23 protein-coding genes, 1 tRNA gene and 2 pseudogenes are annotated in these 25,116 nt (G+C 61.0%); 17 read left to right on the top strand and 9 right to left on the bottom strand.

Features of this window, described 5'->3' with window-relative positions; all coding sequences use genetic code 11:
* Nucleotides 1–137: 137 nt before the first annotated feature.
* The 4 genes from Q0K07_RS04200 to Q0K07_RS04185 form a co-directional block, all read right to left on the bottom strand.
* The gene (locus tag Q0K07_RS04200) at nt 138–1,139 is read right to left on the bottom strand and encodes a D-cysteine desulfhydrase (protein ID WP_294556834.1); all 1,002 of its coding nucleotides are present in this window, start codon (nt 1,137–1,139) and stop codon (nt 138–140) included.
* On the bottom strand, nt 1,136–1,957 hold the full coding sequence (locus tag Q0K07_RS04195; protein WP_294556832.1) for an amino acid racemase: 822 nt from the start codon (nt 1,955–1,957) through the stop codon (nt 1,136–1,138). The genes Q0K07_RS04200 and Q0K07_RS04195 overlap by 4 nt, the downstream gene beginning before the upstream one ends.
* A gap of 2 nt (nt 1,958–1,959) precedes the next feature.
* On the bottom strand, nt 1,960–3,168 hold the full coding sequence (locus Q0K07_RS04190) for a dicarboxylate/amino acid:cation symporter (protein ID WP_294556830.1): 1,209 nt from the start codon (nt 3,166–3,168) through the stop codon (nt 1,960–1,962).
* Between the two features lie 866 nt (nt 3,169–4,034).
* The gene (locus Q0K07_RS04185; protein WP_077071475.1) at nt 4,035–5,300 is read right to left on the bottom strand and encodes a phenylacetate--CoA ligase family protein; all 1,266 of its coding nucleotides are present in this window, start codon (nt 5,298–5,300) and stop codon (nt 4,035–4,037) included.
* A 372-nt stretch (nt 5,301–5,672) separates the two neighbouring features.
* On the opposite strand from Q0K07_RS04185, the gene der reads away from it, so the two are divergent.
* The 14 genes and pseudogenes from der to mgtE all read left to right on the top strand — a co-directional run bounded on the left by der (nt 5,673) and on the right by mgtE (nt 20,086).
* The gene (gene der, locus Q0K07_RS04180; protein WP_294556828.1) at nt 5,673–7,097 is read left to right on the top strand and encodes a ribosome biogenesis GTPase Der; all 1,425 of its coding nucleotides are present in this window, start codon (nt 5,673–5,675) and stop codon (nt 7,095–7,097) included.
* 244 nt (nt 7,098–7,341) lie between these two features.
* Complete coding sequence (locus Q0K07_RS04175) at nt 7,342–7,854, top strand: GNAT family N-acetyltransferase (RefSeq protein WP_294556825.1); 513 nt, start codon at nt 7,342–7,344, stop codon at nt 7,852–7,854.
* Between the two features lie 85 nt (nt 7,855–7,939).
* Nucleotides 7,940–8,422: pseudogene (locus Q0K07_RS04170) on the top strand (DUF1269 domain-containing protein); the annotation flags it as partial.
* Nucleotides 8,423–9,045: 623 nt separating this feature from the next.
* Nucleotides 9,046–10,503 carry an IMP dehydrogenase gene (gene guaB / locus Q0K07_RS04165; RefSeq protein WP_294556823.1) on the top strand — a complete coding sequence of 486 codons (1,458 nt, stop codon included), beginning with the start codon at nt 9,046–9,048 and terminating at the stop codon, nt 10,501–10,503.
* A 59-nt stretch (nt 10,504–10,562) separates the two neighbouring features.
* A complete protein-coding gene (gene guaA, locus Q0K07_RS04160) occupies nt 10,563–12,122 on the top strand; it encodes a glutamine-hydrolyzing GMP synthase (protein WP_294556822.1) in 1,560 nt (519 codons plus the stop codon).
* Nucleotides 12,123–12,160: 38 nt separating this feature from the next.
* Nucleotides 12,161–13,141 (top strand): glutamine-hydrolyzing GMP synthase, encoded by a 981-nt coding sequence (gene guaA, locus Q0K07_RS04155; RefSeq protein ID WP_294556820.1) that lies wholly within the window; start codon nt 12,161–12,163, stop codon nt 13,139–13,141.
* Nucleotides 13,142–13,277: 136 nt separating this feature from the next.
* Nucleotides 13,278–13,751, top strand: coding sequence for a GNAT family N-acetyltransferase (locus Q0K07_RS04150; RefSeq protein WP_294556818.1), 474 nt, complete (start codon nt 13,278–13,280; stop codon nt 13,749–13,751).
* 161 nt (nt 13,752–13,912) lie between these two features.
* Nucleotides 13,913–14,209 carry an MGMT family protein gene (locus Q0K07_RS04145; RefSeq protein ID WP_294556816.1) on the top strand — a complete coding sequence of 99 codons (297 nt, stop codon included), beginning with the start codon at nt 13,913–13,915 and terminating at the stop codon, nt 14,207–14,209.
* A 110-nt stretch (nt 14,210–14,319) separates the two neighbouring features.
* Nucleotides 14,320–14,520: pseudogene (tatB, locus tag Q0K07_RS04140) on the top strand (Sec-independent protein translocase protein TatB); the annotation flags it as partial.
* Between the two features lie 88 nt (nt 14,521–14,608).
* Nucleotides 14,609–15,916: a twin-arginine translocase subunit TatC gene (gene tatC, locus Q0K07_RS04135; protein WP_294556812.1), complete on the top strand. Its 1,308-nt coding sequence runs from the start codon at nt 14,609–14,611 to the stop codon at nt 15,914–15,916.
* A gap of 2 nt (nt 15,917–15,918) precedes the next feature.
* Nucleotides 15,919–16,518 (top strand): imidazoleglycerol-phosphate dehydratase, encoded by a 600-nt coding sequence (locus tag Q0K07_RS04130; protein WP_294556873.1) that lies wholly within the window; start codon nt 15,919–15,921, stop codon nt 16,516–16,518.
* Nucleotides 16,518–17,153: a nucleoid-structuring protein H-NS gene (locus Q0K07_RS04125; RefSeq protein ID WP_294556809.1), complete on the top strand. Its 636-nt coding sequence runs from the start codon at nt 16,518–16,520 to the stop codon at nt 17,151–17,153. The genes Q0K07_RS04130 and Q0K07_RS04125 overlap by 1 nt, the downstream gene beginning before the upstream one ends.
* Nucleotides 17,150–17,887 (top strand): 1-(5-phosphoribosyl)-5-[(5-phosphoribosylamino)methylideneamino]imidazole-4-carboxamide isomerase, encoded by a 738-nt coding sequence (gene hisA, locus Q0K07_RS04120; RefSeq protein WP_294556806.1) that lies wholly within the window; start codon nt 17,150–17,152, stop codon nt 17,885–17,887. Before Q0K07_RS04125 ends, hisA begins: the two co-directional genes overlap by 4 nt.
* 819 nt (nt 17,888–18,706) lie before the next feature.
* A complete protein-coding gene (gene mgtE, locus Q0K07_RS04115; protein ID WP_294556804.1) occupies nt 18,707–20,086 on the top strand; it encodes a magnesium transporter in 1,380 nt (459 codons plus the stop codon).
* Nucleotides 20,087–20,136: 50 nt separating this feature from the next.
* On the opposite strand, the gene Q0K07_RS04110 is transcribed toward mgtE, so the two are convergent.
* From Q0K07_RS04110 to Q0K07_RS04090, 5 genes are all read right to left on the bottom strand, one after another.
* Nucleotides 20,137–21,003, bottom strand: a complete 867-nt coding sequence (locus Q0K07_RS04110; RefSeq protein ID WP_294556802.1) for an EamA family transporter — start codon at nt 21,001–21,003, stop codon at nt 20,137–20,139.
* A 2-nt stretch (nt 21,004–21,005) separates the two neighbouring features.
* Nucleotides 21,006–21,683 carry a phenylalanine--tRNA ligase beta subunit-related protein gene (locus Q0K07_RS04105; protein WP_294556800.1) on the bottom strand — a complete coding sequence of 226 codons (678 nt, stop codon included), beginning with the start codon at nt 21,681–21,683 and terminating at the stop codon, nt 21,006–21,008.
* Between the two features lie 54 nt (nt 21,684–21,737).
* Nucleotides 21,738–21,813: transfer RNA gene (locus Q0K07_RS04100), tRNA-Ala, on the bottom strand.
* 81 nt (nt 21,814–21,894) lie between these two features.
* Nucleotides 21,895–22,200, bottom strand: coding sequence for a ribosome biogenesis factor YjgA (gene yjgA / locus Q0K07_RS04095; RefSeq protein ID WP_294556798.1), 306 nt, complete (start codon nt 22,198–22,200; stop codon nt 21,895–21,897).
* Nucleotides 22,201–22,578 (bottom strand): hypothetical protein, encoded by a 378-nt coding sequence (locus Q0K07_RS04090; RefSeq protein ID WP_294556795.1) that lies wholly within the window; start codon nt 22,576–22,578, stop codon nt 22,201–22,203.
* Between the two features lie 209 nt (nt 22,579–22,787).
* Between Q0K07_RS04090 and Q0K07_RS04085 the strand changes: the two genes are divergently transcribed.
* The 3 genes from Q0K07_RS04085 (at nt 22,788) to Q0K07_RS04075 (ending at nt 25,031) form a co-directional block, all read left to right on the top strand.
* Complete coding sequence (locus tag Q0K07_RS04085; RefSeq protein WP_294556793.1) at nt 22,788–23,351, top strand: hypothetical protein; 564 nt, start codon at nt 22,788–22,790, stop codon at nt 23,349–23,351.
* 2 nt (nt 23,352–23,353) lie between these two features.
* The gene (locus Q0K07_RS04080) at nt 23,354–23,728 is read left to right on the top strand and encodes a diacylglycerol kinase (RefSeq protein WP_294556791.1); all 375 of its coding nucleotides are present in this window, start codon (nt 23,354–23,356) and stop codon (nt 23,726–23,728) included.
* Nucleotides 23,729–23,843: 115 nt separating this feature from the next.
* Nucleotides 23,844–25,031 carry a class I SAM-dependent rRNA methyltransferase gene (locus tag Q0K07_RS04075; RefSeq protein ID WP_294556789.1) on the top strand — a complete coding sequence of 396 codons (1,188 nt, stop codon included), beginning with the start codon at nt 23,844–23,846 and terminating at the stop codon, nt 25,029–25,031.
* Nucleotides 25,032–25,116 lie beyond the last annotated feature (85 nt).

Below are 25,116 nucleotides of genomic sequence, written 5' to 3'. Positions count from 1 at the left end.
CGCGCGCATGTGCGTTGAAAAAGGGCCGCCTTTTCCGGGTATCTTCCGGACACGAAAAATCCCGCCCCCGGAAGCCGTTTCCGGCTGCCGAAGGCGGGGGAGGGGTTGTCAACGGTTATGCTGCGGCCGTTCAGAGACTACTTGCGGAAGGTGGGCAGGTAGGCATAGAGGGCCGGGGAGCCGCCGGTGTGCAGGAAGAGCACGTTGGCGCCCCTGGGGAAATAATCCTTGCGGATGAGGTCGATCATGCCGGCCATGGTCTTGCCGCTGTACACGGGGTCGAGCAGAATGGCTTCGGTGCGGGCAAGGAGCTTCACGGCCTCGATCATGCCGTCGTTGGGGATGGAGTAGCCGGGCTGATAGTAATCACCGTAGCAGACGACCTTTTCTTCAGGAAGCTGCACGCCCGCGCCGATGTAGTCCAGGGTGGCCTGCGCCAGCTTGTGCACGAGGGCCTGCTGCACTTCGCCGGGACGGCTCACGTCGATGCCGGACATGGGGATGTCCATGTTGTTGCCGTAGAAACCGGCGATCATGCCGGCATGGGTGCCGGCGCTGCCGCTCGGCACGATGACATGGTCGAAATTGATGCCCATCTCAAACATCTGCTGCATGATTTCCTGCGCGCAGGAAACATAGCCAAGGGCGCCGATGGGGTTGGAAGCGCCGCCGGGGATGATGTAGGGCTTCCTGCCTTCCGCGCGCAGCTTTTCGGCCACCTTTTCCATTTCTTCCATCATGGGGGAGCCGCCGGGCACCACGGTGATGCTCTTCACGCCGAGGAGCTGATAGAGGAAGTTGTTGCCGGAAGCTTCGGGGTTGTAGCTGCCCTTCACGCGTTCTTCCAGCACGAGGTGGCAGTCGAGGCCTTCATGCACGGCCCAGGCGAGGGTCAGACGGCAGTGGTTGGACTGCACCGCGCCGCAGGTGATGAGGGTATCGGCACCCTTGGAAAGAGCGTCGGCGATGCTGAAGTCGAGCTTGCGGGTCTTGTTGCCGCCTGCGCAGCCGGGGAGCAGGTCGTCGCGCTTGATGTACACGTTGACCTTGTTGCCCAGAGCCTTGGAGAAATTGGGCAGATATTCGATGGGGGTCGCTTCCTTGACATAGCCACGACGGGGGAACTTGGCGAGATTCATGACGTTTCCTTTTCTGGTGAAGAATCCAGGGATTCTTTGAGTCGTTCCGGGCAACTGGCCCGGATCAGTTCCCGAGCGAGCACGCTTGTGGCGTCCACGACAGGAGTATCCCACAGACAGGACTCGGTGACCGCCACCGGTATTTCCGTGCAGCCAAGGAGTATGGCGTCCACATGTTTCACCTCCACCAGACGGCGCGCCGTGTCAAGCAGTATCTGTCTGGCTCTGGCGGTGACGGGATCGGAAAAGGCCTTGACGCCGAAGGCGGGGTCGCTGATGGCGCGCTGCACCATGGAGCAGTCGTCGTCATCGGGAAGCACGGGTTCAAGGCCGGCCTTTTCCAGCGCATCCTGATACAGACGGGTGCGCAGGGTGGCCACCGTACCCATGAGGCCTATGCGCCCGCCCCGGGGGCAGAGCGCGCTCATGTGCTTCACCGCGCTTTCGATGATGGAGACAAACGTCACATCAAGGCCTGTGGCATACAGGCGTTCCAGCGCCACGTTGAGGATACGGGGGCTGTGCGCCGTGTTGCACGGCATGCCGATGACGCGCGCGCCGTTTTCGGCCAGCTGCACCATGATGCCGCCGATGTCCTCTCCCGGGTTTTCCTTCTTCTCACCCAGCAGAAAGGCGGGGCGTTCCGGTATCCATCCGGGGAAGGAATGGAGCATCAGGGGCAGATGCTCCTGATCCGTGCCTGCTTTTGTCCAGCGGAAGATCTTGCGCACAAGATCATAGCCCGCATAGGGGCCGAGCCCCCCCACTATGCCTATGGTACGGGGCTCGGGTAAATGGTCGAAAAAGCGTTGAACCACGGTTATTCCCTGCACTCGCCGTTGTTTTCCAGCTTGGAAACCAGGAGGGCGCCGGTGGCGTCGCCGAGGACGTTGATGGTGGTACGGGCCATGTCCATGATACGGTCGACACCGGCAATGAGGGCGATGGCTTCCAGCGGAATGCCCACCTGCGTGAAGACCATGGTGATCATGATGAGCGCCGCGCCGGGCACGCCCATGGAGCCGATGGAGGCCAGCACTGCGAGCAGAATGACGGTGAGCTGCTTATCCAGCGGCATGGGGATGCCGTACACTTCGGCCGCGAATATGGCCGCCACGCCCATGTAGATGGCCGCGCCGTCCATGTTGATGGTGTTGCCGAGGGGGATGGAGAAGCTGGACACGGACTTGGAGGCGCCGAGCTTCTGCACGGAAAGCAGATTGGAGGAAAGCGCCGCGGCGCTGGAGCAGGTGGAGAAGGCGATGATGAGAGGTTCGGACAGACCCTTCAAAAAGGCGCTCGGCGTCAGGCCGGAAACCCGGGCGCAGGGCAGGTAGACCACAAGGATCTGCAGCAGGGAGGCAAGGTACATGACCGCCACCAGCTTGATGAGGGGCAGAAGCACGCTCAGGCCGTGGTTGGCCACGGTGAAGGCCATGAGGCCGAACACACCGATGGGAGCATAGTGCATGACGATGCCCGTCACCTTGATCATGACTTCGGCGCAGGAGTCGAAGAACACGAAGGCGGGACGGCCCTTGTCGCCCAGCATGCTGAGCGCGAAGCCGAACAGAATGGCGAAGAAGATGACCTGAAGCATGTTGCCCTTGGCCAGAGCATCAATGGGGTTCAGGGGCACGATGTCCATGAGCACCTTGATGAGCGGAGGCGCGGACACGTCCTTCACCGCCAGGTTTTCCATGGAAAGGGTGAGGCCGAGGCCTGGACGGATGATATTGGCGAGAATAAGGCCGATGATGACGGCCACGGTGGTGGTGAGCAGATAATAGATCAGGGTTTTGGAAGCGACACGGCCGAGTTCCTTCACGTCGCACACGCTTGCCGCACCGGCCACAAGGGTGGTGAAGACCAGCGGAACCACCACCATGCGGACCAGGGTGATGAACAGATCGCCCAGAGGCTTGAACCAGCTGGCGTCGATGCTGATGGAAGGAGCCAGGGCGCCGACGATGACGCCGAGAACCATACCGATGCCCATCTGGGCGGGAAGACCTAAATGCTTTGACATAACCACTCTCAAGGAAAAATACGTTGCACTCTTCGCGCATCCCCGCAAGGCCTGAAGAGCGCTTCCGCCTCTTCGCGTCATGCCTGCAGAAATGCCTCTTCCGCCGTTTCTCTTTCCTCTGCTTCCTCCTTGTATGCGGACACCATGCCGCCCTGCGCGGGCGGGGCGGCCGAAAGAAACTCCCTGCCTCCGGAGCGTGTCCAGCTTCCCTGCCTGATGCGCTCCGCCTCCCCAGGCCGACAAATGAAAATCAGCACAAGAGGGGTTGTCGAATGTCGACATTTTTAGAGAATTTTCATCCGATGTCAAGGGATGTCCCGCAGGAACTCATCTTCCCGCGCACTTTTTTTCTTTCCTTCTCATGCAGGACGTGCCGCAAAAAATGCTTATTTTCCAAAGAAATGCACCCTTTTTTCGCCCGTATTGGTCAAAAAATCACAATACAGGGGCACTCCGTGCCCAAAACAGGGCCTCTTCCGGGGAAAAAAGCCGATCCACGCCGCAGCTCCGGCTTTCTGTCCCGTGTTTTCCGCCCTCCGGCCAGAAAGGCGCTCCCCTTCCCGCATCAGGAATCCCCCGGGCGGGGCGGCATCTTCTCTGCGCACCCTCTGTGCATCGCCCTCCTTCCCCGGCTCAGAAAAGGCCTGCTCCGTCGCGCCGCAGGCGCTCCTTCACAGCGCCCGTCACGAAAAGCCGCAAGGAAAAAAACTGCGTGCCGCTCATGGCGTTGCCGGGCTGCGGCTTCCGCGTCAATCCCTGCCGGAAAGCCCTCCCCTGCGCCTGACCATAACAGAAAAAGCCACCCGAAAGGATGGCTTTTTCTGCAGGCGGCGCGCCGGACGTGCGCGCCGCCGGAAATCGACAGGTTAATCCCAGACGCGCTTGTCTTCGATGGGCTTGATCTGGGGAGGCAGGCTGCCGGGAGCGAGAATGCGCAGTTCCGGACGCAGCTTGATGCGTTCGCGGAACAGATGCTGAAGCTCTTCCTTGCGCTTGAAGTTGCTCGCTTCCACATAAAGGACCATTTCGTCCACGCCGCCGGGGTTGGTGACTTCGATCTGCCAGCGCTTGATTTCCTCGAAGCGGGCCATGACCTGTTCCACCTGATGGGGGTAGACGAACATGCCCTTGATGCGGGCGGTGGTGTCCACGCGGCCCACGATGCTGCCGAGGCGGGGGCTGGTACGCCCGCAGGAGCAGGGCGTGCGGTCGATGTAGGAAAGGTCGCCGGTGGCGAGACGGATAAGCGGATAGGTCTTGTTGAAGGCCGTAACCACCACTTCGCCCACTTCGCCGTCCTTCAGCGGAATACCCGTGTCGGGATGGCAGATTTCCACATAGCAGCGGTTGGAAATGTGCAGGCCGTTCTTCTGGAAGCATTCATAGCCGATGCAGCCCACGTCGGCGGTGCCGTAGCCCTGACGCATGATGATGTCGTACTTCTTTTCCATCTGGCTGCGGATCTTTTCCGAGAGGCGTTCGCCGGTGACGAAGGCCACTTCCAGGAAGAGGTCCTTGCGCAGGTTGAGGCCCTTTTCCTCGGCGCGCTGGGCAAGGTGCATGAGGAAGCTCGGCGTACCCACATAGCCGGACACGCGCAGCTTCTGCATGATGTCGAGCTGCGTGGCCGCGTCGGTGGGACCGGCGGGGATGGAGGCGCAGCCCAGATTGCGCAGGGGTTCCTCAAACATCAGACCGGCAGGCGCCAGGTGATAGTTGAAGGTCACCTGCACGGCATCGCCCGGGCGGAAGCCCACGGAATAGAAGGCTTCGGTATATCCCCAGTAATCGTCGTTGCGGTCTTCCGGGTCGAAGATGGGTCCGGGGGAAAGGAACACGCGGCGCAGTTCGCCGATATCCTTGGTGAGCAGACCGCCGAGGCGGGGCCCCATGGTCTGCAGGAAGATGAGCTCCTTCTTTTTAAGGATGGGAATATGCTTGAGGTCGGAGAGAGTCTTGAACTTCTCGACGTTGAACTGGGCGCGGTCGAAACGCTTTTTCACGTCTTCCGAGTAGCGGTAGGCGTAGGAGAGCAGATCCTTGAGCTGGATGAGGTTATACTGGCGGCGTTCGCTCTCGTCGAGCACTTCGCGGCGACTGTAAATTCCTTCCGTACGGTCTTTGCGGGTCATGGCGGGACTCCGTGATATGGATATGTCTTTCTGGAGCGGAAAAAATGTCTTTATAGACGAAATGGAGAAACATTGCAAGGATTTTTTTATTTTTTATTATATTTCAATAGGTTATATTGCATATTTCCACGCGCTTGCCTTCCCCCGTACCGGGGATGTATCCTGAAAAGGATTGGACAGAATCCGCCCTTGGGCGTAAAAGATTCCCTCCGTTCTTTCCGCCCGGGCAGTGCTGCCGGACGGTACGCCGCCCGAAGAGGAGGAACGATCTCCCCCAAGGGCCGCGCGCATGCACGCGCCTCTGCCCATGAAAGGCCTTTTCCCGCGCAAAGGCGCAACGCTCCAAAACAAACCGATATGAGGTGCCCGCCCATGATGCCCAAAGTCGTTCTGCTGGGACGCCCCAATGTGGGCAAGTCCACCCTGTTCAACCGCCTTATCCGCAGCAACCGCGCCATCACGCACGACCGGCCCGGCGTCACGCGCGACCGCATGGAAGGCGTGGTGCGTTCCCGCTTCGGGCGCGACTTCACCATCATCGACACGGGCGGCATCACCCTCGATCATCATCAGGCCGTGGCCGAAGGGCCTGCGGGCATACGCGGTTTTGAAGCCGACATTCTGCGCCAGGCCGAAGCGGCCCTGAAGGACGCCGACGTCATCTGCATGGTGGTGGACGGCAAGGACGGGCTCATGCCTTTTGACGAACACCTCGCCGCGTACCTCCGCCGATGCGACAAGCCCATACTTCTGGTGGTGAACAAGGTGGACGGCGCGGAAAAGGAAGAGCTGCTGCTTGCGGAATTCCACGGTCTGGGCTTTCCCCTCATCGCCTGTTCCGCCGAACACGGGCACAATCTGCGCGCTCTTGAGGAAGAAATCCGCGACCTTCTGCCGGAAGACGACGAATTGGAAGACGAAGAGGAAGACGACGGGAAGGAGGAACTGGAGGAAGACCGCGACAAGCCCGGCATCCGCCGCCGCAAGGTCACCGATCATCTCCGCCTCTGCCTTCTGGGACGCCCCAACGCGGGCAAATCGTCCATGACCAATGCCTTCATCGGGGAAGACCGCATGATCGTCAGCGATCAGGCGGGCACCACGCGCGACAGCGTGGACGTGACCGTGGAAAAGAACGGCAAGACCTACACCTTCGTGGATACCGCAGGCGTGCGCCGCCGTTCGCGCATTACCGATACGGTGGAACGCTTTTCCGTGAACTCCTCCCTGAAGAGCACCACCAAGGCCGACGTGACCTTCCTTCTGCTCGACGCCACCGAAGGCCTCACCACGCAGGACAAGCGCCTCATCGAGCTTCTGGATGAACGCAAGACGCCCTTCCTCATCATTGTGAACAAAATCGACCTCATTCCCGCCAAGGCGCGCACCGAGCTTCTGAAGAACCTTCAGGAGGAGCTGAGCTTCTGCTATCATGTGCCGCTGGTACCCACGTCCGCGCGCACGGGCGAGGGGCTGAACAAGCTCATTCCCCTTGCGGAACGCATCTATGCCGAATGCGGAACCCGCGTCTCCACCGGTCTGCTCAACCGCGCCATGGAAGAAACCCTGACCAGACATCAGGCCCCCGTGGTGCGTCGCGTGCGGCCCAAGTTCTTCTACCTCACCCAGGCGGAAAGCGAACCGCCCACCTTCGTCTGCTTCGTGAACGATGCCGACAGGGTGGCCGACTCCTATGCCCGCTACCTGGAGCGTTCCCTGCGCCGCATCTTCGGCATCCGTCACGCTCCCATGCGCCTGCACCTGCGCTCCGCCCACGCCAAGAGAGAAAAGAAATAGGCGCGGGAAGTGCGCCTTCCACGTCTTTGTTGTCGCCCGGGCACTCTTTCGGTGTCCGGGCGATATGTTTTTCCGAGCTCTTCCGCCCATGAACGCCGCGGGATTCCGCGCCCGCAGCGCCTCTTTGCGTCAAACACTCACCTCCCGCAGCACTGCGGAAGACGCAAAGGCGCGCGCTTTACCAAAAGGCAGGAAGAAGCCGCGTTTCTCACACCGAAAAAATACCGCACGTTCAGGAGGTTCCATGGTTATTGAGGAAGTGAAACTTCGCCCAAAGGCACTTCTTGATGCTCTTGTCCGCGTCTGGGAATCCTCGGTGCGGGCCACGCACGACTTTCTTTCCCCCGCCGACATCGACATGCTCCGGCCCCTGGTGCGGGAGGCACTGACCAAGGTTCCCCGGCTCTTCATCGCCGGTGAAAAGGAACGCGCATCGGCCTTTCTGGGCATGGACAAGGAACATGTGGAGATGCTCTTTGTGGAGGCCGACTTCCGCAAAAAGGGCCTGGGAGGCGCACTTCTTCGCCTTGCACTGGCGCAGGGAGCCCGTTTTGTGGACGTGAACGAGCAGAACCCTGAGGCATTCGCCTTTTACCGGCACATGGGCTTTGCCGTCACGGGGCGTGATGAAAAGGACGGTCTCGGCCTGCCCTTCCCCATACTGCACCTCTGCCTGCATGTGCAACACACTCCCATGACGGCTCTTCCGCATGAGAATGATGAACCCGTCATTCTCTGTGAGCTTGTTGAAAAATAAACTTGCGGCAAGCCCACTTTCCTTTCACAAAACTCATGGATTTTTTCCATCAGCCCTGCTATACAGGAAAAAAAAAGGAGGTTCCATGAGTACTCTTGTTGTTGTTGCCTACCCTGATGAGTTCCAGGCAGAAGAAGTGCGTCTGCGCCTTCTTAAAATGCAGAAGGAATATCTTGTCGATCTGGAAGACGCCGTCATCGCCGTCCGCAAGGAAAACGGCAAGGTCAAGCTGCTTCAGCTTTATAATCTCACCGGTGCGGGCGCCGTTTCCGGCGGTTTCTGGGGCCTGCTCATCGGGCTGCTCTTCATGAATCCCCTGCTCGGCGCGGCCGTGGGCGCGGGCGCGGGCGCCGTTTCCGGCGCCCTGGCCGATGTGGGCATCGACGACGAGTTCATGAAGAGCCTGGGCCGCAACCTCAAGCCCGGCGGCTCCATGCTCTTCGTGCTGTTCCGCAGCATCACCATGGACAAGGCCCTCCAGGAACTGGAAGGCACGGGCGGCACCCTCATCCGCACCTCCCTCTCTCATGAGGACGAAAATCGCCTGCGCAGAGCCATGGAAGGCGCCGACGACCATGAATGCGACGCCGCCGAGACCACCATTTCCAGAAACGCGGGCAGAGGTTCCAACCTGCGCTGCAACGACGCTCCGGCTGAGGAACCTGCCGAAAGCGAATGCGACGCGGCGGAAGAAACCATTTCCCGGAATGCCGGACGCGGTTCCAACCTGCGCTGCGGAGGTGCGGCGGAAGAAGCCGCGCCTGCACAGGAATACCCCGCCAATACCGAATGCGACGTGGCCGAAGAGGCCATCTCCAGAAATGCGGGAAAAAATTCCAACCTGCGCTGCGCCCCGGCTGAGGAAAAGAAGGCTTCCGAAAACGAATGCGACGTGGCCGAGGAAGCCATTTCCAGAAATGCCGGCAGAGGTTCCAACCTGCGCTGCTGATCCCATGGTTCCTGCGTGAATCATACTGGCCGGGAATGTTTTCCCGGCTTTTTTATTCCCGTTTCTCCGGGGAATGGGGCGGCACGGCCTTTTCTGCACGCAAAAAAGGGAAAACCTGCCGTTTTTCCCTGCCGGAAGCGCCGGACGCGGGGCAGGAGCCCCCTTCCGCTGTTGACAGTAAGAAAAGCCATAGATATTCTGACCTATCTTTTTCCGAATTTAATCCAACCCTGGAGGAAAATATGGCCACAGTGCTTGGCAAGGCATTGACATTCGACGATGTCCTTCTGGTTCCCGAATATTCGGAAGTCACGCCGGACATGGTCGATGTGTCGGCATGGCTGACTCCCAGCATCAAGCTGGGCGTACCCTTCATCTCCGCCGCCATGGATACCGTGACGGAAGCGGAAATGGCCATCTCCATGGCCCGTCAGGGCGGTATCGGCATCATCCACAAGAACATGGATGTCGCCCGCCAGCGCCTTGAGGTGGAAAAGGTCAAGAAGTCCGAAAGCGGCATGATTCTCGATCCCGTCACCGTGGCTCCCGACGACACGGTGCAGCACGCCCTCGACCTCATGTCCGACTTCCGCGTTTCCGGCCTGCCCGTAGTGAAAAACAGCGCTCTTGTGGGCATTCTGACCAACCGCGACGTGCGTTTCGTCACCGAACCGCAGACCACCCTCGTCTGCGAAGTGATGACCCGCGAAAACCTCGTCACCGTGCCTGTGGGCACCACCCTTGAGGAAGCCAAGCATCACCTGCACGCCCACCGCATCGAAAAGCTCCTCGTCGTGGATGAAAACCGCCAGCTGCGCGGCCTCATCACCATGAAGGACATCGACAAGGTGCAGCAGTATCCCTTCGCCAGCAAGGACGACAAGGGCCGTCTGCGCGTGGGCGCCGCCGTGAGCATCAGCAAGGACTGCGAATACCGCGCCTCCGAACTGCTTGCCGCCGGCGTGGACGTTCTGGTGCTCGACTGCGCCCACGGCCATTCCGCCAACGTGCTGCGCAGTGTGGAAATGCTGCGTTCCACCTTCCCGAACTGCCAGCTCATCGCGGGCAACATCGCCACCTATGAAGGCGCCAAGGCCCTCATCAAGGCCGGTGCGGACACCGTGAAGGTGGGCATCGGACCCGGCTCCATCTGCACCACCCGCGTGGTGGCCGGCGTGGGCGTTCCCCAGGTCACGGCCGTCATGGAAGGCAGCCGCGCGGCCCGCGAAGCCGACCGCTGCTGCATTGCCGACGGCGGGCTCAAGTTCTCCGGCGACATCGTGAAGGCTCTTGCCTGCGGCGCCCACTCCGTCATGATCGGCAGCATGCTTGCCGGTACCGATGAAAGCCCGGGTGAAACCATTCTGTATCAGGGCCGTGCCTACAAGACCTACCGCGGCATGGGCTCCATCGACGCCATGCGCTCCGGCAGTGCGGACCGTTACTTCCAGAACCCCACCAAGAAGCTGGTGCCCGAGGGCATCGTCGGCCGCGTGCCTGCGCGCGGTCCCGTGTCCGACACCGTGTTCCAGCTTGTGGGCGGCCTGCGCTCCGGCATGGGCTATCTGGGTGCGGCCACGCTGGATGAACTGTACGAAAAGGCCCACATGGTGGAAATCTCCGCTTCCGGCCTGCGCGAAAGCCACGTGCACGACGTCATCATCACCAAGGAAGCCCCCAACTACAAGGTCGAAAACTAACAAAACGGCCCTGCCCAGCCAGAACAAGGCGGGGCGGGGCCTTACTTTCCGGAACACTCATGTCCAAAGTCATCATTCTCGACTTCGGCTCCCAGGTCACGCAGCTCATTGCCCGTCGCGTGCGTGAAGCCGGTGTCTACTCCGAAATTCACCCCTGCGTGATCTCCGCGCAGGAAGTCGCCACCATGCACCCCGACGCCGTCATTCTTTCCGGCGGTCCGGCCAGCGTGGGCGAAAAAGACGCTCCCCGTCTCGACAAAGGCATTCTTTCCCTCGGCGTGCCCGTGCTCGGCATCTGCTACGGCATGCAGCTTCTCGCCCACGAACTCGGCGGAACCCTCGCCCAGTCGGAAACCCGGGAATACGGCCCGGCCGATCTGGAAAAGGTGGCCGACAGCCCCCTGTGGGACGGCATGGAAAGTTTTGCCGAAGGCAGAAGTTCCCGCGTGTGGATGTCCCACGGCGACAAGGTGCAGACGCCTCCGCCCGGCTTCATCGTCACCGGGCGCACCGCCACGCTGGACGTGGCGGCCATGAGCTGCGAGGAACGCGGCATCTACGCCCTGCAGTTCCACCCCGAAGTGCATCACTCCGAGGAAGGCGCGCGGATGATCCGCAACTTCCTCTTCAACGTGGCGCATATAGAACCCGACTGGTCCATGAGCTCCTTTGTGGAACGCGTGGTCAGGGAAGTGCGCGAAACCGTGGGTGAGAGCCATGTCATCTGCGCCCTGTCCGGCGGCGTGGATTCCACCGTGGTGGCCGTTCTGCTCCACAAGGCCATCGGCCATCAGCTGCACTGCATTTTCGTGGACAACGGCGTGCTCAGGCAGAACGAAGGCGAACAGGTGGTGGGCTACCTGCGCGAGCATTTCGACCTGAACCTCAAGTACGTCCAGGCCGCCGATCTCTTCCTCGACCTGCTCTCCGACGTGGATGATCCGGAAAAGAAGCGCAAGATCATCGGCCATACCTTCATCGACGTCTTCGACAAGGAAGCCCAGGCCATCAAGGACGCCGGCCACGACGTGAAGTTCCTCGCCCAGGGCACCCTGTACCCCGACGTCATCGAGTCCGTGTCCTACAAGGGACCCAGCGCCGTCATCAAGAGCCACCACAATGTGGGCGGTCTGCCGGAAAAGATGAACATGAAGCTCATCGAACCCCTGCGCGAGCTCTTCAAGGACGAGGTGCGCGCCGTGGGTGCGGAACTCGGCATTCCCGAATCCATACTCTGGCGTCATCCCTTCCCCGGCCCGGGGCTGGCCATCCGCATCATCGGCGAAGTGACCAGGCAGAGGCTGGACATTCTGCGCAAGGCCGACGTCATCGTCATGGACGAACTGCGCGCCTCCGGCTGGTACCGCAAGGTATGGCAGGGCTTTGCCGTGCTTCTGCCGCTCAAGACCGTGGGCGTCATGGGCGACGGCCGCACTTATGAACACGTCATCGCTCTTCGCATCGTGGAGAGCGTGGATGCCATGACTGCGGACTGGGCGCGCCTGCCCGACGACCTCCTGGCCAGGATTTCCGGCCGCATCATCAATGAAGTCAAGGGCGTCAACCGCGTGGTGTACGACATCTCCTCCAAGCCGCCGTCCACCATCGAATGGGAATAGTCCAAAGAATCTTCAATCCTTCCTCCGAGGAGAATAACATGTCCAGCAATGTCCGCCCTGAATCCATGGCCCGCATCAATACCGAAGCGCTCGCCCAGGCATTCATCGAAGAACAGGTGAAGGCCCTGCGCGAACAGATCGGCGACAAGAAGGTGCTGCTCGCCCTTTCCGGCGGCGTCGACTCCTCCGTCGTGGCCGCCCTGCTCATCAAGGCCGTGGGCCGTCAGCTCGTCTGCGTGCACGTCAACCACGGTCTTCTGCGCAAGGGCGAACCGGAACAGGTGATCGAAGTCTTCCGCAACCAGATGAACGCCAACCTTGTGTATGTGGATGCCGTGGAACGCTTCCTCACCAAGCTCGAAGGCGTGTCCGAACCGGAACAGAAGCGCAAGATCATCGGCGCGGAATTCATCCGCGTGTTTGAAGAGGAAGCCCGCAAGCAGGAAGGCATCGAATTCCTGGCGCAGGGCACCATTTATCCCGACATTCTGGAAAGCGGCACCGTCAAGGCCCATCACAATGTGGGCGGCCTGCCCGAAGATCTGAAGTTCTCCCTGGTGGAACCTCTGAAATTCCTGTTCAAGGATGAAGTGCGCGTGGTGGGCAAGGCCCTCGGCCTGCCCGACGGCATGGTGTACCGCCAGCCCTTCCCCGGCCCGGGTCTCGGCGTGCGCTGCCTCGGCGCCATCACCCGCGACCGCCTCGAAGCCGTGCGCGAATCCGACGCCATCCTGCGTGAGGAATTCGCCAAGAACGGTCTGGAAGGCAAGGTGTGGCAGTACTTCACCGTGGTGCCGAACTTCAAGTCCGTGGGCGTGTCCGACGGCAAGCGCACCTTCGCCTATCCGGTGATCATCCGTGCCGTCAACACCGTGGACGCCATGACCGCCACCGTGGAAAACGTGCCCTTCGCGCTGCTGCAGCACATTACCGACCGCATCACCAAGGAAGTGAGCGGAGTGAACCGCGTGCTCTTCGACCTGACGCCGAAGCCCGTGGGCACCATTGAATGGGAATAAACCTCTCCGCCCCGGAAGCTGCAAGGCCTCCGGGGCTTTTTTTATGCCTTCCGCCGAAAAAGGCCGGTACTCCGGCTTCTTCCCCGGAACGCGGACATGAACCTACCCTTCCGCCTCTTTTCTTCGGAGCATGCGCATGAAATGCCTCATCCGTCCCATGAAGGAAAGCGAATATCCGCTGCTGGAAGATTTTCTCTATGAAGCCGTGTTCCTGCAGGAAGGAGAAAAAAAGCCGCCCCGGAGCATCACGCGCCTTCCTGCGCTTTATGCCTATGTCAGGGACTTCGGCACGAAAAAGGGCGATCTCTGCTTCTGTGCGGAAGTCGACGGCCGCGTCGCGGGAGCGGTGTGGGTGCGCCTCATGCAGGGCTTCGGCTTTGTGGATGATGAAACGCCGGAACTTGCCGTCGCCCTGCATGCCCCCTTCCGGGGCAGAGGCCTGGGGCGTGCGCTCATGATGCGCATGCTCGAAGAGCTGAAAGCCCGGGGCTGGAAAAAGGTTTCTCTTTCCGTACACAGAAAGAATCCTGCGGCAACGCTGTATTGCAGACTCGGCTTCCGTATCACCCGGGAACAGGAAGAGGATATGGTCATGACCTTCACGTTCTGATCGGCGCCCGAAGGCCGGAAAAACTCCGGAGAAGGATCCTGAATCCGCCAGCACGCGCAAAGCCCACGCCCCTGCCGAACGCACTTTCCCCTTCCGGGGGAAGGTCGCCCTCTTCCGCCGCAGAACACGTTTCACGCCAGCAACGCATCAGAGAGCCTGCCATGAATTTCTTTGAAAAAGTATATGCCGTTGTCCGTTCCGTGCCGCGCGGGCAGGTCATTAGTTACGGACAGGTGGCCTTTCTTGCGGGCAATCCGCGCATGGCCCGTCAGGTGGGCTGGGCGCTGCATGTCTGCCCCGAAGAGGGCGTGCCCTGGCACAGGGTCATCCGCAAGGACGGATCCCTTCCCGCCCTTTCCCCGGAAAGCGCAGACGAACAGCGCCGCCTTCTGGAAGAAGAGGGCGTAACCTTCGACGAGGAAGGGCGCGTGCCCCGCAGATACTTTGAAGGCCTCTGACAGGGCCTGTTTCCACCGGGTACGGTGCAAGGATGCACTTGAAGGCCCACAAACGATATGCTACCGTCCAAAGCTGACGGAGAGATAACCCTCTTGAGGAGTTTTTATAGATGTTTGGCATCGGCAGCACTGAATTGCTGGTCATCCTGGTTGTGGCCCTTCTGGTTCTCGGCCCCAAGAACCTGCCCAAAATCGCCCATACCCTCGGCCGCGCCATGGGTGAATTCCGCCGTGTTTCCACGGAATTTCAGCGTACGCTCAATACGGAAATAGCCTTTGAGGAAGAGGCGGAAAAGGCCAAGGCCAGAAAGGCCGCCGCCGAAGCCGAAACGGAAAAGGCCGCGCAGGTCAAAAATGCTGAGACGGATACGGAAAAAAAGGCCTGAGCGGACGATAGGCATGGAAAAGAAAGATATTCTCAATACCCCCTCCCCGGAGGGGGGCACTTCCGCCGACGCCTCCGCCAATGCGGAACCGGATATGGCCTCCTATTACGCTTCCGCCGCCTCAGCCGCCTCCACCGGGTATGAATTTCATGAGGAAAACACCCCCGGGAACGACGAGGCCGCAGCGCCTGCCGAAGACTCCGCGCACAATGAAGAAAGCGCCGGAGAAGCGGGAAGCGAAGCGCAGAACCTGCCGGAACAGGATGTGCGGGACGAAAAAGCCCCGGAACAGGACGCGGATGCCGCCGACATCTCCGATGACGGCAGTCCCCACGGCCCTCTGAACCTGTTTGCAGAAGGCGCGGAAGACAAAAATCAGGACGAAAAGGCTCCCGAAGAACAGGACAAGACGGAAGAAAAGCCGCAGTCCTCCTCCGAAGAGCAGGACAATGCGGAAGAAAAGCCTCAGCCCTCCTCCGACGTGCCCGCCTTTGCGGCCTTCCAGGCCCCGGAAAAGCCGGAAGAACACAAGGATGAGGACGAAGAGGAAGGCGCGGAAGACGACGTGCCCATGAGCATCATGGGGCACCTCAACGAACTCCGGCGCAGGCTTTTCCGCATCGTCATCATCGTGATTCTCGGTTTCGTGGCGTTCTACGGCGTGTCCGAACCGCTGTACGCCTTTCTTTCCGCTCCCCTTCAGGCCTGCATGCCCGAAGGCAGCAAGCTCATCTACACCTCTCCCCAGGGCGCGTTCTTCACCTACATGAAGGTGGCCCTCGTGGCCTCGCTGTTCGGCACAAGTCCCTTCAGCTTCTATCAGCTCTGGGCCTTCATCGCCCCCGGACTCTACCGGGAGGAGCGTCGGGCGGTACTGCCGCTGGCCTTCTTCTCCTCCATATTCTTCCTGGCGGGCGCGGCGTTCTGCTTCTTCCTGGTGTTCCCCATCGCGTTCCAGTTCTTCATGGGCTTTGCCACGGAAACCATCGTGCCCATGATCTCGGTGGAGGAATACCTCAGCTTCGCGCTCAAGCTCCTCATCGCCTTCGGGCTGGTGTTTGAAATGCCACTGTTTGCGTATTTCCTTTCGCGCTTTGGCCTTCTTACGCCGGAGTTCATGCGCAGGACCCGGAGATACGCCATTCTGGTCATCTTCATCGTGGCCGCCATTCTCACCCCGCCGGACGTTTTCTCCCAGTGCCTCATGGCCCTGCCCATGCTGGTTCTCTATGAAGTGAGCATCTACGTTTCGGCCATGGCCTACAGAAAAAAAGATTCCGGCAAGGATTCCGAGACGGCCGGTGAAAAGAAGGAGGCCTGATGATGGAAGCCTGCCCCGTGCGCTCCGCGTCCGTTTCACGCTCCACCGGGGAAACCTCGGTGAAACTGGAGCTTGTCCTTGAAGGTTCGGGAAACTGCACCGTTTCCACGGGCTTCGGCATGCTCGACCACATGCTCACCCTCACCACCTTCTGGGCGGGCTTCGACCTGCGCCTCACCTGTTCCGGCGACATGCATGTGGACGCCCACCACACCACGGAAGATGTGGCACTGTGCCTCGGCAGGGCGCTCCGCGACGCTCTCGGCGACAGAAAGGGCATAGCCCGCACAGGCTGGGCGAGAGTTCCCATGGACGAAGCCCTGGCCGACGTGACCCTCGACCTTTCCGGCCGCCCGTGGCTGGAATTCCGGGGCGACGATCTGCTGCCCCCCGTCATGGCGGGCGAGGAAAAGGACGTGTGGCGGGAATTCTACAAGGCCTTTGCCTCGTCGGCCCAGTGCAACCTTCACATTTCTTTCCAGTACGGCAAAAACGGCCATCATCTTCTGGAATCCGCCGCCAAGGGGCTGGGCCTTGCGCTGGCGCAGGCTGTACGACGCAGCAACGACCGCATGCCCAGTACCAAGGGGAGTCTCGACTGATGTTCTTCCGCCATTTCCTCCTTGCCCTGTGCAGCCTCTGCCTTCTGGCCGGCTGCCAGAAGGCCCCCGAGCAGCAGCGCCTCATCATGCCCGATCTCGTCGTGGCCGTGGCGCCCTTCACTCAGCCCACGCAGACGACGGAGCTTCTCTCCGGCTTCATTCCCGAAGACCAGAAGAAGATCTCCGAAGAAACGCTGGCAAAGCTTGATGCGCTCTTCCATGAAAAGCTGAAGAACGGCAAGCGCTCCTATGTGTTCCTGAGCGATTCCGACATCTCGGGCGACATGGCCAGAGATGCGCGCGGCCGCCGCAACGCCCTCGTCACCTGGGCAACGCGCGCCCGGGCCGCCGGTGCGGACATGATCGTCGTGCCGCACATCATCACCATGCAGGAGCGTGTGGGCGGCAAGGCAGGCGTCATTTCCGCCGCCTCCGTCAACGAAGATTTCTACCTCATCGACGCGCGTGACCCCGCCACCCTCGTGATGCGCAGCCATTACGCCGAAGAGCAGAAGCCCCTCGCCAGCGACATCACCAAGATCGGCTCCTTCTTCCGCCGTGGCGGCAGCTGGCTCACGGCCGTGGAACTTGCGGCCGAAGGCATGGACAAGGCCGTGGAGGAATTCGGCTTATGATCATCTTTCCCGCAGTGGATCTGCAAAACGGCAAGGCCGTTCGCCTGAAACAGGGAAAGGCCGAGGAATCCACCGTCTTCAACGACGACCCCGTGGCGGCCGCCCTGCACTGGCAGCAGCAGGGGGCGGAGTGGCTGCACCTCATCGACCTCGACGGAGCCTTTCAGGGCAGAAGCGTCAATGCGGAACTTGTGTCCCGCATCAGCGCGGCCCTCGATATTCCCGTGGAACTCGGCGGCGGTGTCCGTGACGAGGATGCCGCGCGCATGTGGTTCGACGCAGGCGTGACGCGCCTCATCATCGGCACCATGGCGCTGGAAAAGCCCAAGGAATACGCGCGCCTCTGCTCGCTTTTCCCCGGCAGAATCGGCGTCTCCCTCGATGCCGTCGACGGACGGCTCAAGACGCGCGGCTGGGTGACGGATACCGGCCTCACCGTGGATGAAGTTCTGCCCCGCCTGGTGGAAGACGGCACCGCCTTCATCATCTATACCGACATCGCCCGCGACGGCATGCAGAGCGGCGTGAACATGCCCATGCTCACGCACCTTGCCACCGCAAGCCCCGTGCCCGTGGTGGCGGCAGGCGGCGTGGCCACCCTTGACGACATCAAGGCCCTCTACCCCCTCAGTGTGAACGCCAACCTGCAGGGCGCCATTTCCGGGCGCGCCATCTACGAAGGCACGCTGAATCTGCCCGAGGCCATGGCCTGGATACGCGCACAGAAGGCCTGAACCTTCTCCCCATACCTGTAAAAGCCCGTGCTCCTGCAAGGAACACGGGCTTTTTTTCATGCCGGAGCGCGCAGCCGGAAACGGCAAAAAACGCAGGGAGAAAACAGCATCCCTTCCGGATCTGACCGTTTTTCTCCGCCCTGCACGCCTGCCGGGGCGGTTCCCCTCCCGGGCCTCACCCTTTCCCGGAACACAAAATTTTTGTCAGAAATACGGAATGTTATGACTTGACACAGCCGCCCTTCTCAGGCTAGAGGCTGTCCATAGACACTTCATCAACCAGGGAAGTTTCCATGTCCGCAGAAAGTCACAGTCAACGCTTCACCCCGCTCACACTCCTGAGCTGACGATCTGCGCCCATCCTCCCGCAGGTCGTGCAGCCTGACGAGGAGGTCCCATGCTTCTCCCTCTCCTTTCCCTTCCGCACAGCGGCGGACGCCCTGAGCGCCGCAGCGTCTTTTTCCGTGCCCTCTCCCCTGCATGGGCATGCGTGCCTCTGCCTGCGCCGTCGCATCGTCTCTGCCGCATGCCGTTTCTCCTTCTGCGCCGGGCGCTGCCGCCCGATGCCGGGTATGACGGTACGATTTTCTTTTAACTCCCCTCATCCCATAAGGAACACGGCGGTCCGGCACCTTCCGCCCGCCCAGAACCTTCCGCAACAAAAAAACGCGGCGCAGGCGTCACCCGCCCCGCACGCGCCTTCGTCACCTTCAGCCGAAAAGGAGCCTTCCATGGAAAGCCACCCCGACAGTACCGGCCGACCTTCGTCCCCCCGTCCCGTCTTTTCCCCTTCAACAGAATGCAAAGAGGAATCATGCCATGACCCGTAAGGATATTCTGCTCATTCTCCGTGAACTGCCCGAAGATCGCCGTCTCCAGGCCCTTGCCGAAGCGGCGGAACACCTCCATCCCTCCGACATGGCGGAAGAACTTGCCGCGCTTCCGCACGCCGTCACCCTCGATCTGCTGAAATTTCTGGACGCCGAAACGGCCGCGTCCCTGTTCTGCTATTTTTCCGAAGAGCTTCAGACCGAGCTCTTCCACCAGATGGATTCCGGCGATGCGGCCCGCCTGCTGCAGCATCTGCCCTCCGACGAGCGGGCCGACTTCTACGGGCTTCTCGACGCGCAGGCAAGGCGGAAGCTGCTCCCCAGCCTGGAAAAGGACATCCGCGACGACATGCTCAGGCTGGCGGCCTTTCCTGAAGAAAGCACCGGTTCCGCCACCACTTCCGAATATATTTCCGTGCTTCCCGAAACGCGGGTTGCCGCCGCGCTGAAAACCGTGCGGGCCGTGGCGCGCGGCAGTGAGACCATTTACATCGTCTATGTGCTCGACAAGGAAAAGCATCTTCTCGGCACCGTATCCCTCAGGGAGCTGCTGCTTGCCGATGACGAGGCCACTGTGGAAAGCATCATGCGCCGCCGCCCCGTTTCCGTGCCCGCCTCATGGCCCTGTTCCCGCTCCACGGAACTGATCCGCCGCTACGACCTGCTGGCCCTGCCCGTTATGGATGAGGAAAACAGGATGATGGGCATCATCACCGTGGACGACGCCATGGACATCGAAAAGGAACAGGACGCCTCGCAGCTGGCCCGCTTCGGCGGCACGGCCACGGCCGACGACACCGACCTCGACATCCTGCATTCCCCGCTCTCGGCCATGTTCAAGGTGCGCGTGTTCTGGCTCATCTTCCTCACCGTGTTCGGGGTCATCACCAGCAGCTTTGTGGCCGCGCAGGAGGAAATTCTCTCCAAGGTCATCGTACTTGCGGCCTTCATTGCGCCCATCGTGGACATGGGCGGCAATACGGGCAGTCAGTCCGCCACGCTGGTCATCCGGGCCATGGCCGTAGGCGACGTACAGCTTCGCCTGTCCGACATATGGCGCGTGCTCCGGCGGGAACTTCCCGTCGCCTGCGCCCTCGGCCTTACCGTCGCCGTGCTGGAAGGCGTTCTGGCCTGGTTTTCCAAGGGCATAGGCCTCGACGTGCTCATCACCGTGGCGCTCAGCATGTTCGTCTGCACCGCCGCAGGAGGCGTCATCGGTCTTCTGCTGCCCTTCCTCGCCCGCCGCATGGGCACGGACCCGGCAACGCTCTCCTCCCCGCTCATCACCTCCATCATGGATCTGTTCGGGGTGTTCATCTACTTCGCCTTTGCCTATCTGTTCCTGGCCGATCTTCTGATTCAGGCATGAAAAAAGGCGCCTTCCGCAGGGGAGGCGCCTTTTTCTTCGTGAAGCATCCGTCATTTCTTCAGCGTGAGCAGCAGCACGGAACCTATGACCAGCGCACAGCCCGCCCAGCCGATGAACGAAAAATTCTCGTTCCAGAACCACCAGCACAGAAGCGTGCTCACCACCGGTTCCAGGTTGCCCAGAATGGCGGCCTGCACCGGGGAAAGGTAGCGCAGCGACTGCCCGTACCAGAAGTAGGAAACATAGGTGGACACCACGCTGAGCACAAGCAGCGCCCCCGCGGCATGGAGCGTCAGCGGCTGAAAATCCGTGAACAGCGAAAGCACCAGCGCCGCCGGGAGAAACGTGACGGCAAAAAGCTCCTGCGTGGAATAGCGGTCCTTGTACCAGGTGAAGAAGAGGAACTGGAAGGCGTAGGTGAAGCCGGAAAGCAGGCCGCAGCCTATGCCCACATAGGAAACCTCCTCACCGAGACTGCCGCCCGAAAGGCAGACCAGGCTCGTGCCCACCATGGCCAGCAGCAGGGCGGTCATCTTGGCCGAGTTTATGGCCTCGTGGAACAGAATGCGCGAGAAAAACGCCACCCATGCCGGAGCCGTGAACATGAGAATGATGGCAATGGCTCCTCCGCTTTTCTGAATGGAAATCTGCAGGGACAGAATGACCAGGGAAACGTTGACCGCACCGAAAAGCACCATGCTCACAAGGTCGCGTCCCCGGGCATGGATTCCGCCGCGAAGCAGGGCGTGCACCAGAAAGCACAGGCCGGAAATGGCCATGCGCCAGAAAGCCACGGATGCAGGCTCCATCCCCTCCGCAAAGCAGATGCGGGAAATGGGGCCGATGATGGCCCATGCCAGAGCCGCCAGTACGCAGTAGGCGGTTCCTACCCAGAAACCGCGATCTTTCATCAGCATCTTCATGCTTCTTTCTCCACGATGCCGCACATCATCCCGCCTGCTCCGGCCAGTTCCGCAAAAAGGGAGGAGGCAAGCGCAAGCGCCTTTTCCACTTCCCTACGGGAAGAAAAGGAATAGATCAGCGTCAGAAACCTGCGGCTGTCCGCCGTCACCATGGCCCGGGTGGAATCGCTGGTGGGGCTGCCCACCGCGCCTTCCTCATCCGCAAGCAGCGGCATGTTCTCAAGCTCCACACCGTCCTTGCCTATGCCCGCATAGCGCTCTCCGGGCAGGCCGCGCCTGAGCATGAGCGCCCCGTGCAGATGATCCCTGTCATAGGTGCCCAGAGAAAAGCCCGTCTGCAGCGAAACAAGGTTGTTCACATCCACCACGGAATTGATGCGGTACAGCTCCCTGCCCTGGCGCACGCGACGATACAGCGCCTCCGAAGAAACGCGCCAGCGGCCCGGATCCTTGCCGCAGGCCTTGTAGGCGCGCCGGGATTCTCCGAGATTGGGCATGTCCGCAAGAGGGGTTGCTTCCAGCCGGGCCTTCAGACCGGGCAGCACGGCTTCCATGCGTTCCCACACGGCCGGGCACGTCTCCGCCGGTTCCGCCTCATAAATGAGCCAGCCCAGCCGGCATTCCGGGCACCGGGCAAGCATGTCGTCGTCGATGCGTATATTCGGTCCGGTCATGTCTACTCCTCAGATATGAAAAAAGCCGCCTGTATGTACAGGCGGCTGAAATTCTGGTGGAGATGAAGAGAATTGAACTCTTGGCCTCTTGAATGCCATTCAAGCGCTCTCCCAACTGAGCTACATCCCCGTTGCAGAAGTAGGTTTGCCAGATTCGGCCCCGGCAGTCAAGCAAAAATATGCGTCCGGCCGATTTTTCCCCGGCAGAACGTTATTCCAGCACGGCAAGGGCGTCCAGCACGGGCTGAAGCGTCCCTTCCTCCTGCGCTTCGCGCATGAGGCGGCCGATGAACTGAAACTGCCGCCTTTTCGCCTCGAAGCCGGAAAGACGGTCGTATTCCTCCAGAGCGTCGCGCAGATCCCCGGGCAGGGGCAGACGCGCCCTCTTGACGGCGGGAATATCGGCAATGCGCCTGCCCACCTCCTGAAGCGCCGAACTGTCGCGCTTCTTCTGCGAACGGCTCACGCGCTCCTTCTCTTCCTCGCCGCCTATCTGGTAACGGTTTCTGCGGGGCATTTACTGCTGCACCTCGGAGGTGCCCTCTTCGGGGTTGTAATTGGCGCTTTCTTCCATTTCCAGCGTGTCTATCTTCTCTTCCAGCCACTCCATGAGCGCACGGGCCGTGTGATAGTTGAAAAGCACGCGGGAATGAATGTGGCGGTTGATGACCCTCTCTTCCTCATCGAAGGGCACCACTTCCGCGCCGAAGGCTCCGTCCGGCTCCACGGCCCTTTCGGAAAACGAGGGAAGCTTGTCGCTTTCCACATAAAAATTCACTTCAATCTCGCCCTGCGGATTAATGCCGCCCCACACGCCGTGCGTGTACTGAAGGCGGCAGTCGGGGTCCTGACTGTACTCGTAGCGCACCCTGCTGGGATATCTGATCTGACTCATGCAAACCTCTCAGAAGCAGCCGCCTCACGGGCTGACCGCAAGATCCCGTCATATCCCGAACAGCCCTGCAAGTAAAGGATCTTATGCCCGGAAAGGGCCGCCCGCAGCCTCCCGGGATACTTGACGGACGGCCTGTCGCGCGGCACATTGGGGCATTCAGGACGGCCCGAGGAACCCGGCCCTCCGACTTCACTCCAAAAGGAATTCTTATGAACAGCTATACCAAGGAAACTCTGCCCGTCCGCCCTGTCTTCGATTTCGAGCTTCTGCTCAGCCTTCTTTCCGAAAAGCGCCTCGGCGGCAAGGTGGTCGAAGAGCTGGCCGAAACCTGGGAACGCTGGCTTCCCCTGCTGCACGCCGTCAAGCTGGAAACCGGCAAGGGCCGCTACCTCGCCCTGTGGCTGGAAGAAAGCGTGGAAAAGGAAGTGGACGAACAGTGGGCCAAATCTTCCGAATACGGATACCGCCTGAGCGCCCTTGCCCAGACCATGTGCCAGTGCGCCATCTACCAGCTCATGCCCGAAGTGGAGGAAGCCGGCTGCGCCCCCGCTCCTGAGCCTACCGCCACGCTGCGCGACGTTCTTGCACAGGAAGGGCTGGATTATCAGGACATCACCCATTCCATGCTGCCCAAGTTCAGCGTGCTCACGCCCTATCCCTTCCACGGCGCATGCGACATCTGCTACCTGCGCAGGGAATGCCCCAAGGCCAACGGTCAGGCCAATCAGTTCCGCTCCTTTGAAATCGGCGGCGAACCGCAGCAGCAGGCGTAACCATGAACAGCGAACGCTTCAAGGAAGGCTTCTTCCATATCTTCAAGGCCGCGGGCTATTCCCTGGCCGGACTCGCCACGGGGCTCCGCCTCAGTCTGGCCTTCCGGCAGGAAACGGGCATACTCATCCTTCTCGTCATCCTGCTGGCCGTGTATCAGAAGCCCGTCACGACCTGGCTCATCGCCCTGGGAGCCTGGCTTCTCGTCATGATGGCGGAGCTCATCAATACCGCCATTGAGGAAACCCTCAATCTCATCACCAAAGAGTACAACATCGGCGTGAAGAACGCCAAGGACATGGCCTCCGCCGCCGTGTTCCTCATGCTCGCCGTCAATGCCGCGCTCTGGCTGTGCATGTTCATCCTGAACCTGTTCTAAGCCTGCGGCCGGAACGCATCTTCTGCGGGCGGCTCAAAAGCCGCCCGCGCCATGCCCTTTCCCTGATTTTCCGGCGTATTTCCGCAAGCCGTCAACACACTCGGATCATTGTGCCATGGAAACCGTTTTCTTGAAAAAAGGCGAAGACCGCCGTCTGCGCGCAGGCCATCTGTGGGTATTCAGCAACGAAATCGACGTGAAGCGTTCCCCGCTCGTCTCCTTCACGCCGGGAGAATCCGTGCTTGTGGCCGACTGCGGCGGCCGGATTCTCGGCACAGGCTACGTCAACCCCGCCTCGCTCATTGCCGTGCGCATGATCAGCCGCAGGGCGGAGGAAACCCTTGATGCGGATCTTCTGCGCCGCCGTCTCTCCGACGCCCTGGCCCTGCGCGAACGCATGTTTCAAAGACCCTTCTACCGCCTCTGCCACGGCGAAGGCGATTTTCTGCCCGGCCTTGTGGCCGACCGCCACGGCGACCATGTCGTCTGCCAGATCACCACGGCGGGCATGGACGTTCATACCGAAGAGCTGGTGAGCGTACTCGACGAGCTGCTGCACCCCGCCTCCATACTGCTGGACAACGACGTGGCCTCCCGCGATCTGGAAGGTCTGGAACGCTTCCAGCGCTCCGCCCTGGGCGAAGCTCCCGAAGAGCTTCAGATAGAGGAAAACGGCCTGACCTACGTTCTGCCCCTCAAGGGCGGCCAGAAGACCGGCTGGTTCTACGATCAGCGTGTGAACCGCGCCGCGCTCGCGCCCTTTGTGCAGTCCCTGCCCGGCTGTCATGTGCTGGACGCCTTCTGTTACGCCGGCGGCTTCGGCGCGCTGGCGGCAAAACACGGCGCAGGCAGAGTAAGCTTTCTGGACGCCTCGGCCCAGGCCCTTTCCTATGCCCGGAAGAACGGCGAAGCGGCGGGAGCCGAAGTGGAAACCCTTCAGGGCGACGCCCTCACCCTGCTGGCCGATCTTCGCCGCGAAGGGCGCACCTTCGATATGGTCTGCCTCGATCCGCCGGCCTTCATCAAGCGCAGAAAGGATGCCCGGCAGGGGCTGGAAGCCTACGCCCGCGTCAACGAGCTGGGGCTTGATCTGGTCCGGCCCGGCGGCATGCTCATGACGTGTTCCTGCTCCCATCATCTGGAAGCCGACGCCCTGCGCGCAATCGTCACCCGGGCGGCCGCAAAGCGCCGCAGAAACGCCAGGCTGCTCTTTCAGGGCTTCCAGGGCCCGGATCACCCCATACATCCCGCCATGCCGGAAACCGCCTATCTCAAGGCCTTCCTCTTCCATCTTCCGGCGTAAGCCCACGCCCTTTTTCCCGAAAAAACGCCCGCGGCACATCACCATGCCGCGGGCTTTCTTTTCCGCCCGCCCCGGAACTTGCCGC

The sequence above is a fragment of the uncultured Mailhella sp. genome (genome assembly GCF_944324615.1).
GTDB lineage: Bacteria > Desulfobacterota > Desulfovibrionia > Desulfovibrionales > Desulfovibrionaceae > Mailhella.
This window is presented reverse-complemented; position numbering and strand designations above follow the sequence as displayed.

What these genes read in the sequence shown, in the direction of transcription:
- Q0K07_RS04200 (WP_294556834.1), bottom strand. Translation starts at nt 1,139, where the DNA reads ATGAATCTCGCCAAGTTCCCCCGTCGTGGCTATGTCAAGGAAGCGACC.
- Q0K07_RS04190 (WP_294556830.1), bottom strand. Translation starts at nt 3,168, where the DNA reads ATGTCAAAGCATTTAGGTCTTCCCGCCCAGATGGGCATCGGTATGGTT.
- Q0K07_RS04185 (WP_077071475.1), bottom strand. Translation starts at nt 5,300, where the DNA reads ATGACCCGCAAAGACCGTACGGAAGGAATTTACAGTCGCCGCGAAGTG.
- der (WP_294556828.1), top strand. Translation starts at nt 5,673, where the DNA reads ATGATGCCCAAAGTCGTTCTGCTGGGACGCCCCAATGTGGGCAAGTCC.
- Q0K07_RS04175 (WP_294556825.1), top strand. Translation starts at nt 7,342, where the DNA reads ATGGTTATTGAGGAAGTGAAACTTCGCCCAAAGGCACTTCTTGATGCT.
- guaB (WP_294556823.1), top strand. Translation starts at nt 9,046, where the DNA reads ATGGCCACAGTGCTTGGCAAGGCATTGACATTCGACGATGTCCTTCTG.
- guaA (WP_294556822.1), top strand. Translation starts at nt 10,563, where the DNA reads ATGTCCAAAGTCATCATTCTCGACTTCGGCTCCCAGGTCACGCAGCTC.
- guaA (WP_294556820.1), top strand. Translation starts at nt 12,161, where the DNA reads ATGTCCAGCAATGTCCGCCCTGAATCCATGGCCCGCATCAATACCGAA.
- Q0K07_RS04150 (WP_294556818.1), top strand. Translation starts at nt 13,278, where the DNA reads ATGAAATGCCTCATCCGTCCCATGAAGGAAAGCGAATATCCGCTGCTG.
- Q0K07_RS04145 (WP_294556816.1), top strand. Translation starts at nt 13,913, where the DNA reads ATGAATTTCTTTGAAAAAGTATATGCCGTTGTCCGTTCCGTGCCGCGC.
- tatC (WP_294556812.1), top strand. Translation starts at nt 14,609, where the DNA reads ATGGAAAAGAAAGATATTCTCAATACCCCCTCCCCGGAGGGGGGCACT.
- Q0K07_RS04130 (WP_294556873.1), top strand. Translation starts at nt 15,919, where the DNA reads ATGGAAGCCTGCCCCGTGCGCTCCGCGTCCGTTTCACGCTCCACCGGG.
- Q0K07_RS04125 (WP_294556809.1), top strand. Translation starts at nt 16,518, where the DNA reads ATGTTCTTCCGCCATTTCCTCCTTGCCCTGTGCAGCCTCTGCCTTCTG.
- hisA (WP_294556806.1), top strand. Translation starts at nt 17,150, where the DNA reads ATGATCATCTTTCCCGCAGTGGATCTGCAAAACGGCAAGGCCGTTCGC.
- mgtE (WP_294556804.1), top strand. Translation starts at nt 18,707, where the DNA reads ATGACCCGTAAGGATATTCTGCTCATTCTCCGTGAACTGCCCGAAGAT.
- Q0K07_RS04110 (WP_294556802.1), bottom strand. Translation starts at nt 21,003, where the DNA reads ATGCTGATGAAAGATCGCGGTTTCTGGGTAGGAACCGCCTACTGCGTA.
- Q0K07_RS04105 (WP_294556800.1), bottom strand. Translation starts at nt 21,683, where the DNA reads ATGACCGGACCGAATATACGCATCGACGACGACATGCTTGCCCGGTGC.
- yjgA (WP_294556798.1), bottom strand. Translation starts at nt 22,200, where the DNA reads ATGCCCCGCAGAAACCGTTACCAGATAGGCGGCGAGGAAGAGAAGGAG.
- Q0K07_RS04090 (WP_294556795.1), bottom strand. Translation starts at nt 22,578, where the DNA reads ATGAGTCAGATCAGATATCCCAGCAGGGTGCGCTACGAGTACAGTCAG.
- Q0K07_RS04085 (WP_294556793.1), top strand. Translation starts at nt 22,788, where the DNA reads ATGAACAGCTATACCAAGGAAACTCTGCCCGTCCGCCCTGTCTTCGAT.
- Q0K07_RS04080 (WP_294556791.1), top strand. Translation starts at nt 23,354, where the DNA reads ATGAACAGCGAACGCTTCAAGGAAGGCTTCTTCCATATCTTCAAGGCC.
- Q0K07_RS04075 (WP_294556789.1), top strand. Translation starts at nt 23,844, where the DNA reads ATGGAAACCGTTTTCTTGAAAAAAGGCGAAGACCGCCGTCTGCGCGCA.